Origin of the sequence: Paraburkholderia ultramafica, assembly GCF_902859915.1 — a bacterium.
GTDB classification, from domain to species: Bacteria; Pseudomonadota; Gammaproteobacteria; order Burkholderiales; family Burkholderiaceae; genus Paraburkholderia; species Paraburkholderia ultramafica.
Window position 1 is genome coordinate 81601 of record NZ_CADIKK010000007.1, and the last position, 12638, is coordinate 94238.

Annotated in this window: 11 protein-coding genes and 1 riboswitch; of the genes, 3 read left to right on the forward strand and 8 right to left on the reverse strand. The window is 64.2% G+C overall.

The features are described from left to right. Window positions 1-25: 25 nt before the first annotated feature. Window positions 26-1303: a DUF3443 domain-containing protein gene (locus HV744_RS09600; RefSeq protein WP_175149280.1), complete on the reverse strand. Its 1278-nt coding sequence runs from the start codon at window positions 1301-1303 to the stop codon at window positions 26-28. 46 nt (window positions 1304-1349) lie between these two features. After that, window positions 1350-1814 carry a DUF2844 domain-containing protein gene (locus HV744_RS09605; RefSeq protein WP_175149281.1) on the reverse strand — a complete coding sequence of 155 codons (465 nt, stop codon included), beginning with the start codon at window positions 1812-1814 and terminating at the stop codon, window positions 1350-1352. Between the two features lie 457 nt (window positions 1815-2271). Between HV744_RS09605 and bamC the strand changes: the two genes are divergently transcribed. After that, on the forward strand, window positions 2272-3504 hold the full coding sequence (gene bamC / locus HV744_RS09610) for an outer membrane protein assembly factor BamC (protein WP_175149282.1): 1233 nt from the start codon (window positions 2272-2274) through the stop codon (window positions 3502-3504). A 351-nt stretch (window positions 3505-3855) separates the two neighbouring features. On the opposite strand, the gene HV744_RS09615 is transcribed toward bamC, so the two are convergent. The 6 genes from HV744_RS09615 to HV744_RS09640 form a co-directional block, all read right to left on the reverse strand. Then, entirely contained in the window at window positions 3856-4782 is a 927-nt protein-coding gene (locus HV744_RS09615; RefSeq protein WP_246278992.1) for a DMT family transporter, read from the reverse strand. Window positions 4783-5097: 315 nt separating this feature from the next. Then, a complete protein-coding gene (locus HV744_RS09620) occupies window positions 5098-6696 on the reverse strand; it encodes an L-lactate permease (RefSeq protein ID WP_175149284.1) in 1599 nt (532 codons plus the stop codon). Between the two features lie 349 nt (window positions 6697-7045). Next, a complete protein-coding gene (locus tag HV744_RS09625) occupies window positions 7046-7513 on the reverse strand; it encodes a hypothetical protein (RefSeq protein ID WP_175149285.1) in 468 nt (155 codons plus the stop codon). Between the two features lie 272 nt (window positions 7514-7785). Beyond that, a complete protein-coding gene (locus HV744_RS09630; RefSeq protein WP_175149286.1) occupies window positions 7786-7998 on the reverse strand; it encodes a glycine zipper 2TM domain-containing protein in 213 nt (70 codons plus the stop codon). Window positions 7999-8309: 311 nt separating this feature from the next. After that, window positions 8310-10241 carry a phosphomethylpyrimidine synthase ThiC gene (thiC, locus tag HV744_RS09635; protein WP_175149287.1) on the reverse strand — a complete coding sequence of 644 codons (1932 nt, stop codon included), beginning with the start codon at window positions 10239-10241 and terminating at the stop codon, window positions 8310-8312. A gap of 92 nt (window positions 10242-10333) precedes the next feature. Then, window positions 10334-10452, reverse strand: a riboswitch (TPP riboswitch). 160 nt (window positions 10453-10612) lie between these two features. Further along, window positions 10613-11023, reverse strand: a complete 411-nt coding sequence (locus HV744_RS09640; RefSeq protein ID WP_175149288.1) for a GreA/GreB family elongation factor — start codon at window positions 11021-11023, stop codon at window positions 10613-10615. 478 nt (window positions 11024-11501) lie between these two features. Between HV744_RS09640 and HV744_RS09645 the strand changes: the two genes are divergently transcribed. Continuing rightward, window positions 11502-11678: a hypothetical protein gene (locus HV744_RS09645; RefSeq protein WP_175149289.1), complete on the forward strand. Its 177-nt coding sequence runs from the start codon at window positions 11502-11504 to the stop codon at window positions 11676-11678. Between the two features lie 103 nt (window positions 11679-11781). Further along, window positions 11782-12624: a DUF1223 domain-containing protein gene (locus HV744_RS09650; RefSeq protein WP_175149290.1), complete on the forward strand. Its 843-nt coding sequence runs from the start codon at window positions 11782-11784 to the stop codon at window positions 12622-12624. The last annotated feature ends 14 nt before the right edge of the window (window positions 12625-12638 follow it).

Here is a 12638-nt window from a genome sequence, read left to right on the forward strand (position 1 = left end):
GTTCGGAGCGCTTTCAGAACGCGCTTCAGAACGCATAGTAAGGACCCTGCCCGGCGGACGTATCGCGCGACGCGATCGCCGTGTAGACGCGCCGTCCGAAGAAGAACGGCAAGCCCCAGCCGAAGCCGCGGGCGGCAATGCCGGCAAGATTGTTGAACGCGCTATTCGGCGAGGCGAACAGCGAATTCGAATTACCGATCGAGAACGATACCGTGCTCGACACGCCATCCGCGCCGACGATCGCGGCGGTGGTCGTTTGCGTCGAACTCGGGCAATACCAGAAGCCGCACCGCGGAAACTGGGCATTGCGGAAGAAGAGCCCGTTCGAGCCGCTGTCCATATAACTTTGCGCATACGTCTGGCCGGCTACGTTCGTGACCACGTAGCCGTTCACCGCATTCGCCTTGACGACGCTGGCGCCGCCGAGCGTATTGTTCGCCTGGGTGCCGATGCCGAAGATCAGCGAGCCCGACACGCTGGTCGCGCCGGCATCGGCGATGGCCGGCAGGTCGATTACCACACCGTTGTTGTCGAGCGCGAAGCGGCTGACCGGATTGGCCACTTGCTGCGCGAGCGCCTGCGCGCTCGCCACGCAGGCGCCGCTGGCGTCGCAACTGTAGTACCAGCGCGGCAGTGCGGCGCTGGCGCAGCCGCCGCCGCAGTCGGTCGTGAACAGGCCGACGCCGAGAATGCCGTTGGCGCGCAGACCCGCGACCGTCAGCATCGCCGGGCCGGAGCTGCCGCACTCGGCGGGTACTTTGGCAAGCGTCGGGTCGGCGATCAGATGGATCGGGAGCGACTCGGCCAGCTGGCCGGCCATGCGTACGTCCGCGCGACGCACCGCGCCCCACGCGTAGCCGCTGCCGAACACCGCGCATTCGCCCGTGACCCCGCTGCCCGACGGCACCGCTGGCAGCGCAAGACTCGCCGGCAGCGCGGAGGCGAGAATCCGCAAGCCGTTCGAGCCGGTGTCTACCTGGATATCGTCGATGGTCGCGCAGTTGCTGGTGCCGGACTGGCAGACGGTGACGCTGGTTGTCAACATGTTGCGCGTCAATCCGGGCGCCATGGCGACCGAGACCGGCTGGACATTCGGCGTGTTCGACTGCGGCACATTGACGGTCCCACTGGGGGTGGACGCGCCGGACGGCGTGGCGGCTGCCGGTGCGCTGGCTGCGCCCGGACTGCTGGCCGCGCCCGTCTGCGATGAGCCGGCCGGCGTGCTGCCGCCGCCTCCGCCGCCACAACCGGCCAGGGCCGCGCAGACGAGGAGCAGGGCATGGAGTCGAGAGGAGGATTTCATGGCGGGGTGTAGATCGTCGAGAGGTTGTCTTGAGGGCTCGTCTGCGTTACTGCAGATCGTCCGCGCTGACGCCGGGCGGCAGCGCCGCGGGCAGCCACGCGCGCCCCACATAGCCGCGCATCGGGCCGCCGGATTCGACGATCACATCCGGCCGCGCGATCCGCGAACTGTGCAGATTGGCGTCCGCCGCCGACGTGGCGGCGCCCGTGCGGTAGGAGTCGGCGTACTTACCGAGCAGCGCGTGCAGATCCGGCATGGTCGGGCCCTCCCATGCGTAGCCGATGATCTGGCCGGTGCTCGTCGCGTACTCGTTGATGGTCGTGTTGCCGGCATCGGTCAACGTGCGCACCCGCAGCGCGCCGTTCAGCAGCATGCGCGGCGCGGCCGCGGCCGAACTCGCCTCGCTCGGCATCGCGCCACCCAGCTCGGCATGCGCGCTGGCGCTCGCGCATGACACGGCAAGCGCGAGTGCGGAGGTGACGAGGGGTGTGGAAAAACGGGATTTCGGCATGGTGGTCGGCCTCGCGCTCTGGAATGTTCCGGCTTTATTGAGATGTTGAAATCACGGTAACACCCGGGTTTTTCGATCGTTAGCTGGCGCGCTGTCACGGTTTCATCTGATCTCAAAATTGGCGTGACCGGTGTTCGGAAAATTCTTTTTAAAACAAAGCTCTGACGAATTTGTAGGGTTGGTCCTACAAACAATGCGGAAATGTTTGCAAGTGTTAAATGCGCAGCGGAAAGCGGGTTTTTCCGGCGCGGGCCGACGCGTTTTTCTCTTGCGAAGATTTGCCGTAAGACAAGCTTCCGGGCTTCTCATCGGGACCGCCGCGGCGCGTTTTGCGCGTGCCGCTCGTTGCTCAATGCGCGGGCAAACCCCAGTTTTTGCACAGGGCTCGCCGGGACCGGTAAAATGTTGGGTTGATCCACGGAAACTTGCCGTGGCGTAGCGGAAGGATTCCCCGAACATGACTGATCTTCGTCTTACCAAGCGGTTTGCAGTAATGCTGATGGCGGGCGGGCTGGTCGCCGGCTGCGGCACCTCGTCGCCGACCAAAATCGACTACAAGAGCGACTCCAGATCAAAGCAGGTGTCACTTGCCGTACCGCCGAACATGATCGACGAGACGGCCGATCAGCGTTCGTTGCCCCCGCAAGGCGGCGAAACCTCGTTGTCCACGCTCAAGCAGGTTCAGGCGCAAGCGCCGTCGAACAGCAATTCCGTGGCGGTGGTGCCGCCGGTCAATGGCATGCACATCCAGCGCGACGGCACGGAAAGCTGGCTGGTAATCGACAACAAGGCGCCCGCCCAGGCGTGGGAGCAGATCCGCCGCTTCTGGCAGGAACAGGGCTTCCTGCTGGTGGTCGACCAGCGCGACAAGGGTGTGATGGAAACCGACTGGAACGAGTCGCACGCACAGATCAACGAGGGCCTGATCCGCAATACGCTGTCCAAGGCAATGGGCAACAGCTACGTGACCTCGGAGCGCAACAAGTACCGCACGCGTCTCGAAGCGGCACCGAACGGCGGCACCTACGTGTTCATCAGCCAGAAGGGTATGCGCGAGGCGCTCACCGGCACGAACAACGATTCGAGCAAGTGGGAAGCCAAGCCGAACGATCCGGCCCTCGAACAGGAATATCTGAAGCGCCTGATGGCGGCGCTGGCGCTGGCCGATTCGCGCAAGGCCGGGGGCACGCAAACCGCCGATCTTTCGCCGGCCGGCACGCAGGCGGCGCCGAACGCGGCGAGCGCGGGTGCGAAATCGGCGGCAGCCGCCACGGCGGCGCAGAACGTCGCGCTGTCGGCCCAGCAGCCGATGCCGGATGCGGACTCGGCGAATGCCGCGGAGCGGCTCTCGTCGACGGAACTCACGCTCGGCGAGCCGTATGACCGGGCATGGTTGCGCGTGGGCCTCGCGCTCGACCGCAGCAACTTCACCGTCGACGACCGCGATCTGAGCCGGGGCCTGTACTTCGTGCGCTACGTCGATCCGAAGGATACGACGGCGGCCGAGCAGGGCTTCTGGAGCCAGGTTTTCCACGGCAAGAAGGAAAAGGTCGCCAGGCAGTATCGCGTGAACGTGCGCGCGGTGACGCCTAACCAGACGCGTGTGGCCGTGGTCGACGACAAGGGCACGATCGACGAGAGCCCGCAGGCCAGGCAGATCATGAGTCTGATGGTCGATCAGTTGCACTGAGCGAAGCCTGGGCAGTTAGCAGGCAAAGCCGCTGTTTGAAGAGCCGCGCGGGATACGTCCCGGGCGGCTTTTTTTATGTTCGGGCTTTATGCGTTGAGTCGCGTCGCGTTGTGTTGTGTTGCGTTGCGCCGCGACGGAAGCGATCGCAGCCCGTCGCGCGCGGCCTCGGTGGCCGCGTCGCGTGTCCGCGCAGGGCGACGGTTTCGCCCGCACGCCGACGAAGTGCGGGCAATTTTTGGGGTACTGGGGATTCGCAGCGACTAGCCGCAGCGGGCAAAGCGGCCGCATGGCCAAAAAATACGGAAGAGGACGCACAGCGGCGACGCCGGGAGGCGTCGCGCGAAACGGTCTTCAGGTATCGGCCCGGCGCGTGCCGATCCACGGCAGACGCTTGATCACGCCGGTGGCGAGCGCGGTGCCGACCAGAATCACAGCGCAGCCTTCCAGCATGCCGGGCGACACGCCTTCGCCGAGAAACAGCGCGCCCCACAGAATGCCGAAGATCGGAATCACGAAGGTCACGGTAATCGCGCGCGCCGGGCCGGCCACCGCAATCAGGTGGAAGAACAGCATGTACGCGACGCCGGTGCATGCGACGCCCAGCGCGATCACCGCGGCCCACGCGTGCAGCGAGATCGGCGCGGCCGGCCAGTAGATCACGGCGAGCGGCAGCAGCACGATGGTCGCGCCGGTCATCGTGCCGGCGGCGACGCTCAGCGCATCGACGCCGGTCAGGTGGCGCTTGGTGTAGTTGGCGGCGATGCCGTACAACAGCGTCGCGCCAAGCGCCGCGCCGGCCGCGAGCGCAGTGCTCAGCGGGGTTGCGGCCGAGCCGTTCGGTGCGGCGATCTGATCCCACACCAGCATCAATACGCCGAGAAAGCCGATCACGAGACCGAGCGTGCGCGGCGCGCTCAGGCGGTCGCGCAGCCACAGAAAGCCGACCAGCGCACCCCATAGCGGCGTGGACGCATTGATCACCGAGGTGACGCCCGCCGACAGCGTCAATTCAGCGTAGGCAAACAGGCAGAACGGTGCCGCCGAATTCAGAATGCCGACCACCAGCAGCGGAAAGGCGCGCGTGCGCAGGATCGTCGCCGACTGCCGCAGCGGCCGCCGCGCGACCAGCACGATCAGCAGAAACGCCGCGCCGATGCCGACACGCAGCGCCATCAGCGGGGCGACACCGAAGTCGGTCACGCCGACACGGATAAACAGAAACGACGCGCCCCACAGGGCGGCGAGAATCAGCAATTGCAACAGGTTTTGAGGTTTCATTGGGGTGGCGCCGCGCGCGGTTGAGTCGAGACGCCTGCGCATCGTAGCAGCGCAATCGCACGAAACGTTTCAGGCTGGAATGAAACGGCAAGATTCAGGAGATCGAGGCGTCCGAAGCTTCTCATCGTAAGCGCTGCCGCGGCGTGCGCAAAACGAGCAATTCTCACACTGATGTGAGAAAAATTGCGATATGGCGGGTCCGATGGGTTGGAGGAGGCCTTCGCGGGGTTGGGGCGCGCCTGAAAAGCGTGAATTATTTTGCGGCGGCGCGGCGCGCCCAGCAATCCGCCAGGCAGAACCCGCGTGCAGCACGCGTCAGTGCGGAATCGTCCACTGCAGGAAGTTCTGCTGCGCCCAAACCAGCAAGCCCAGCAACACCGTCAACAGGATCGAATGCTTGAAGGTCTTCGCGAACACCACACCTTCCTTGCCTTTGAGGTCGGTGGTCGCCACCCCGGTCGAGATGTTCTGTGGCGAAATCATCTTGCCCATCACGCCGCCCGACGAGTTGGTCGCCGCCATCAACACCGGGCTGAGATTCAACTGATTGGCCGCCACCACCTGCAGATTGCCGAACAGCGCGTTGCCCGACGTATCGCTGCCGGACAGGAACACCGCGACCCAGCCGAGGAACGCCGACACCAGCGGAAAGAATGGTCCCACCGATGCGACGCCGAGGCCAAGCGTATAGTTGAGCCCCGAGTAGTTCATCAGATATGCGAGGCCGACGATGGTCGCCACCGTCAGGATGGCGATGCGCGTCTGCACCCACGTGTCGGCGATCGCCTTGCCGAATTCGCGCGCGCTCAGGCCCACCACGACAGTCGTGATGAGCGCCGCGACCAGAATCGCGGTGCCGGTGGCGAGCGGCTGGAAGTCCCAGATCGCGGCGTAAGGCGTGTTGTACAGCGTGATGAACACGGCCTTGTCGAGCCCCGGCCACGGCACCTTGACGTCGCCGATCGTGAAGACCCTCGCGATCGTCCAGACGATCACCACCACCGACACGATGATCCACGGATACCAGCCCTGGCCGCCGCCGATCTTGCCGCGCACTTCGCCGACGCGGTCGACATTGACCGCGAACCTCGGATCGGCGGCCGGTTTCCAGACGCGCAGGAACGCGATCGTCAGAATCAGCGACACCATCGACGACAGCACGTCGGTCAGGCTGTAGTTCACGAAGTTCGACGAGACGAACTGTGTCAGCGCGAAGCTCGCGCCCGACACCAGCAGGACCGGCCACACGCGCAGCATGTTGCGAAAGCCCGCATACACGCCGATCACGTAGAAGGGCAGCAGGAAGGCGAAGAACGGCAACTGGCGGCCGACCATCTTGGCGAGCACGTCGGACGGCAGGTGCGTCACCGCGCCGAGCACGGTGATCGGCACGCCGAGCGCGCCGAACGCGACCGGCGCCGTATTGAAGATCAGCGTGAAGGTGAGCGCTTCAAGCGTGGGAAAGCCGAGCAGGATCAGCAGCGAACTGGTGATGGCGACCGGCGTGCCGAAGCCGGAAATCCCTTCGAGCAGCGCGCCGAACGAAAAACCGACCACCACCAGCACGACCCGCCGGTCGTTGGGCAGGTTGTCGATCATCCACATGCGAAAGGCCGCGAAGCGGCCCGAGCGTTGTGAGATGTTGTAAAGCAGGATCGCCGTGAACACGATCCACATGACTGGCCAGCACGCGAACACCACGCCGGCGAACACCGAGTTGAGCGCGAGTCCGACGGGGAACTGCCAGATGAAGATCGCCACGACCAGGCCGACGATCAGTCCCGCGAGCGACGCCTGCCAGGCTGGCCGACGCGCCCAGCCGAGCAGAAGCAGCACGACGATGATCGGCAGCGCGGCGACGAGAAACGAGGGGAACAGCGAATTGCCGACTGGGGTGAGTAGTTGGTGAAACATCACGTCTCCTTGGTTTTGTTCGAATCGACGCGGGTCCACGTGTGACTGGCGCGTCGCTCCGGCAGGACGGATGAGCGACGGCGGAACGTATGGGATGGACCGCGATGCTTATTTAAACGGGTGCTGTATGTGGCTTTCCCAAGCATAGAACCCCGCGCGAGCACGTCAAGAAGGGAAACTACGGCGCAGGAAGCCGGATGGCGAAAATTTGGGTCTTGTCTCTGCGTCTGGCGTAAGGCAAATCGGTGCGCGGCGCGAGATACGAATGGGACGGGCAGGTCGGTGAATTTTTACCGGCGTGTGCCCGTCTTGCAGTGAGGCGAGTGGCATTGAAGCCAGCCCGCGAGATTCAGTGCCAGTGGTGGTGTCCCCAGCCGCCGCCCCAATAGCCGCCGATGCCGATCGCCACCGACGGTCCATAGTAGCCCGGATACCCGTAATAGGCCGGCGGATAGTAGGCGGGGTAGACCGGCGGATAGTAGGCGGGATAAGCCGGCGCCACATAGACGGGCGGGGCCGCCACCGCATAGGTGGGTGGCGGATCCTGCTGCACCCGCGCCTGCTGCTGTTGCTGCGCATCGGCCGAACCGGCCTGGCCAACCGGGACGTCCTGCTGGGCGGCCGTCGACGGGACGGTTGAATAGTAAGAAGCAGGGTAATAGCCGGACGGATAGTAACCGTATGGGTAATAGCAGCCGGACAACGTCAGAACGCAGACGGCCCCGCCGAGCGCGACGCCTGTTTGGGATAAACGTGAAAAGCCGCGCGTCGGCCATGGGCCCGTCGCGCGAAAATTGTTGATGACGCGGGACTTCATGACGCGCTCCTGGTTGAACCGTACGCCGCCATCGACGGCGTAACTACTTCAGCTTAGGCCGCCACAGCGCGAACACGGCTGCAAAACCGTAACGGCTTATTTCACGTCATGGCACCGCGTCTTTTGAAGCTGAGTTGAAGCCTGGGCGACTCGCTTTGAGCGTCGTCAAGAAGGTATTCGTATTCAGAGAGCCGCAGGTTGAATCCGCAACTCAACCCGCGTGCGACTCACGTCTCGCCTGTTTGCGTCGACTCGCGCCGTTTGCGCGTCAGTTACTTGCCGACCTGATTGCCGATGACGCCGCCTACCGCCGCACCGCCGAGCGTCGACAGCGCACTGCCGCCGATCACCGCGCCCGCGGCGCCGCCCACGCCCGCGCCGATTGCCGTATCGCGTGTCCGCGGGCTCATGCCGTCACACGCTGAGAGACTCGTGACGATGGCAACGATGGCTGCGAGCGTACCGATTTGACGAATCGATTTCATGATGGTGACTCCAGTTGGTGTAATTGGAAGTGGCTGTCGTGATGGGACAGAAAACCGCGGGACAGAACACCCCGTCCTTGCATTTGATGTTAGCCGCGCGGCCCGTATCCAGATGTATGAGCTTGTCAGCGGACTGTCGGCTTCGTAATCAAATGTTTCCCATCTCAAGCATGCGGCATGCCCGATACCGGAGAAACGCAAAAGCCCGCCAGTGGCGGGCTTCGATGCTGCGATGCGATGCGATGCGATGCGATGCGATGTCGAGGCGGAGCGGGCACTGTCAATCCGGCGCCCGTTGCGCGACTCGTACCTTACTGCCGCTGATAAATCTCGGCGCCTTGCTTCATGAACTCGATCGACTTCACTTCCATGCCTTTCTTCAGCGCTTCGTCGTCGGTGACGCCTTGCTGCGCGGCGAATTCACGAACGTCCTGGGTGATCTTCATCGAGCAGAAGTGCGGGCCGCACATCGAGCAGAAATGCGCGACCTTGGCCGAATCCTTCGGCAGCGTTTCGTCGTGGAATTCGCGCGCCTTGTCCGGGTCGAGCCCGAGATTGAACTGGTCTTCCCAGCGGAATTCGAAGCGCGCCTTCGACAACGCGTTGTCACGCACCTGCGCGCCCGGATGGCCCTTCGCCAGATCGGCGGCGTGCGCGGCGAGCTTGTAGGTGATGATGCCGGTCTTGACGTCGTCCTTGTTCGGCAAGCCGAGGTGTTCCTTCGGCGTCACGTAGCACAGCATCGCGGTGCCGAACCAGCCGATCATCGCCGCGCCGATGCCCGACGTGATGTGGTCGTAGCCCGGCGCGATGTCGGTGGTGAGCGGTCCGAGCGTGTAGAACGGCGCTTCGTCGCACCATTGCAGTTGCAGGTCCATGTTCTCCTTGATCAACTGCATCGGCACGTGGCCGGGGCCTTCGATCATCGTCTGCACGTCGTGCTTCCACGCGATCTGCGTGAGTTCGCCGAGCGTCTTCAGTTCGCCGAGCTGCGCTTCGTCGTTCGCGTCGTAGATCGAGCCGGGACGCAGCCCGTCGCCGAGCGAGAAGGCCACGTCATATGCCTTCATGATTTCGCAGATGTCTTCGAAGTGCTCGTACAGGAAGCTTTCCTTGTGATGCGCGAGACACCACTTCGCCATGATCGAGCCGCCGCGCGAGACGATGCCGGTCATGCGCTTCGCGGTGAGCGGCACGTATTGCAGACGCACGCCCGCATGAATCGTGAAGTAGTCGACGCCTTGCTCGGCCTGCTCGATCAGCGTGTCGCGGAAGATTTCCCACGTCAGATCTTCGGCGCGGCCGTTGACCTTTTCGAGCGCCTGATAGATCGGCACCGTGCCGATCGGCACCGGGCTGTTGCGGATGATCCACTCGCGCGTTTCGTGAATGTGCTTGCCGGTCGACAGATCCATCACCGTGTCGCCGCCCCAGCGGATCGCCCACGTCATCTTGTCGACTTCCTCGCCGATGGACGAGGTCACCGCCGAGTTGCCGATGTTCGCGTTCACCTTCACGAGGAAGTTGCGGCCGATGATCATCGGTTCGCTTTCCGGGTGATTGATGTTGTTCGGGATGATCGCGCGGCCGCGCGCCACTTCCTCGCGCACGAATTCCGGCGTGATTTCGCTGAGGCCGTTCGGACCGAATGCGCTCGCGCCGAACGCCTGGCCCGGATGCTGGCGGCCCATCATCGCAGCGAGCTTTTCGCCGTTCGGGCCGCTCGTCCTCAGGCTCTCCAGATACTCGGCGCGGCGCTGGTTCTCGCGAATCGCGATGTACTCCATTTCCGGCGTGATGATGCCTTGCTTCGCGTAGTGCATCTGCGAGACGTTCTTGCCGGCGATCGCGCGGCGCGGCGTGCGATGCAGGCCCTGGAAGCGCAGCTCGGCGGTCGCCGTGTCGGCGGCGCGCTCGCGGCTGAAATCGCTCGACAGGCCGCTCAGCGCTTCGGTGTCGCCGCGCTCTTCGATCCAGGCCTGACGCAGCGCCGGCAGACCGGCGCGGATGTCGATCCTGGCTTGCGGATCGGAGTACGGGCCCGACGTATCGTAGACATAGACCGGCGGATTCTTTTCGCCACCGAAGCTGTCAGGCGTGTCGGCCTGCGAGATTTCGCGCATCGGCACGCGGATATCGGCACGCGAGCCGGTCACGTAGACCTTGCGGGAATTCGGCAGCGGCGCAACAGCGGCTTCGTCGACATGGGCGTCGGCGGAAAGGAACTTCGGATTGGCGTTCATGCGTGTCTCCATGCAAAGCAATGTGGGGCCGCTAAGCAGGAGACGAGATGGAAGTAGTCGGAAATCGCGAGAGGTGAGGCGATGGAGCTGGAGTGCGAAATCCGTACGCTTCCCTGCGCTGGCATTATCCAGATCAGGTTCAAAGGGTATTTCTCACCCGCGCGGCACGGACCTCCAACCCCCGTGCGACGCAGGACCCCCGCGTTAGCAGCGCACACGATACACCGCCCACCCGCTGCTTGGCAACCGGTCTTGATGAGTCTTACGACTGGCGACGCATCGGGCTGCGGGCTGCAATGCCCTGTTCCTGTTCTGACAGGGTGGCCGGGCGGGATGCGGCGCAATGGTTTTGCGCCGCTCGCGTGGGCGATTTACAGCGAGAAATCGTCGGCGGCTTCGGGTTGATACAGGATCTTTTCGAGCTTCAGCACCTTCTGCGTGCCGCTTGGCGGCGTGAAGCGGATCCGGTCGCCGCGCCTCGCACCCAGCAGCGCGAGGCCGGCCGGCGAGAACACGTTGAGGCGGCCTTGCGCGAAGTCCGCGTTGGGCGGATAGACCACGGTCCAGGTCATGTGCTCGCCGCTCGCTTCGTCGATTAGCGTGGCTTGCGAATTCATCGTGACGATGTTGGCCGGAATCTCGCGCGAGTCGACGATCACCGCGCGCTCGAGGACGTCGTCGAGCATGTCTTGCAGCTTCGCGTCGGCGCCGGGCGAGGACGCGTGCTTCTCGAGACGGGCGACGTCGAGTTCAGTCAGGTAACAGGGTTTCGTTTTTTTCACGACGGGTACTCCAGTTCGATCTGCATGTAAGGGGGCTGCGTGCGGATGAGATCGGCCCGGAGCCCGACGACGCGGCCCAGGCTATGGAGCGGACAGCGTTAGATCGGGCGCCGGGCGGCGGGAAGCGGGAGCGTTCGGGACGGCTGGCCGGCCCGATGCGGCGCGAAGTCCACGCGCGCGCAGCCGGTTGCGCGGCGGGGGCGCAAACGGGTGAGGGCGCGGGAAATCGGAAAGCGCATCGAGGTAGCCGGCAGGTGTCGGACGAAGGTGGGGTGGGCGCCGTTTGAAAGCTGAATGCGGCGCGATAGAAAGGTGAATGTTAGCACGTGATCGAGCGTGTTCTTTACCAATTTGTGACGCGCCGTTCACATGATGCAACGTGCAGCGTCTTGTCGTACGTGATGCGTTCAAGCCTATCGTAAAAATATCGTTAATGGGTCTGTGAGGTCGATAGCAAAGGCTGCTGTCTGGCAAGGCGATGGTGCGCCGCACAGCGCGCGATCTCGTGGCGGCGCGTTTTGCCGATAGCCGCGGACAGGTTGCCGTGGCCCGCAGCGGACACTACCAGGTTGGCCGTGATGGCGGGGTGTTGTCGCTGTCGCCGAAGCATGCCGAAACGGATACGCGCGTGACGGTTATCGTGAGCTACGATTGACTTTACGAGCCGCCCTTCGGACGTCGAGCAAAAAAATTAGAAACGGGCTGTCATAACCGGCCGTGCGGTTCGACAAACGTGCAGATCCTGATGGGAGCACGTCATGCAAACCGCGCGTACCCGCCGAGACCATCGGCGTTTCACTCGAGCCCTCGCTCTCGGCATGGCGCTGGGCGCTTTCGTCGCCAGCGGTATTGCGAGCGCGGCCGGCACGCTGTGCAACGCGCGCAGCCCGGCACATCGTGTGGCGCTGGTGGAGCTTTACAGCAGCGAAGGCTGCAATAGCTGCCCGCCCGCCGACAACTGGCTGAGTCAATGGAAGGACAGCGGCGCGACGCAAAGCATCGTGCCGTTGGCGCTGCATGTGGACTACTGGAACGGCCTCGGCTGGACCGACCGCTTCTCACAGCATCGCTTCACCGAACGGCAGCAGACGCTGACCGATCTCGCCGGCGGCCACACCATCTACACGCCGGAAATTTTCGTCGCGGGCCGCGAGCTGCGCAGCTGGTCGCAACGCGACAGCTTCCAGAGCCGCATCGGCAAGGTCGTGGCCGAACCGGCGCAAGCGAACGTTGCGCTGCAACTGACGCCGCACGCGCAAGGGTCGTTCAACGTCGATGCGCAATTCACCAGCAAGGCCGCGCCAGGCGCGGGCGCGTTGAACGCCTATCTCGCGGTCTATGAAAACTCGCTGAGCTCGCACGTCGGCGCCGGCGAAAACAGCGGCGCGACGCTGCATCACGAGAGAGTCGTGCGGCAGTGGATCGGCCCGGTGCCGCTCGTCGCGGGCAGCGCGCAGATCCGCAGCGATATCCGCGTCGACGACGCCAATCCCGACGCCAACGCCGCTGCGCCCGCCGACCGGTTCGGCGTGGTCGCCTTCGTCGAAAACGCTGCGACCGGCGACGTGCTGCAAGTGGCCGAACTGGCCGCATGCCGCTGACCGTGATCGACACG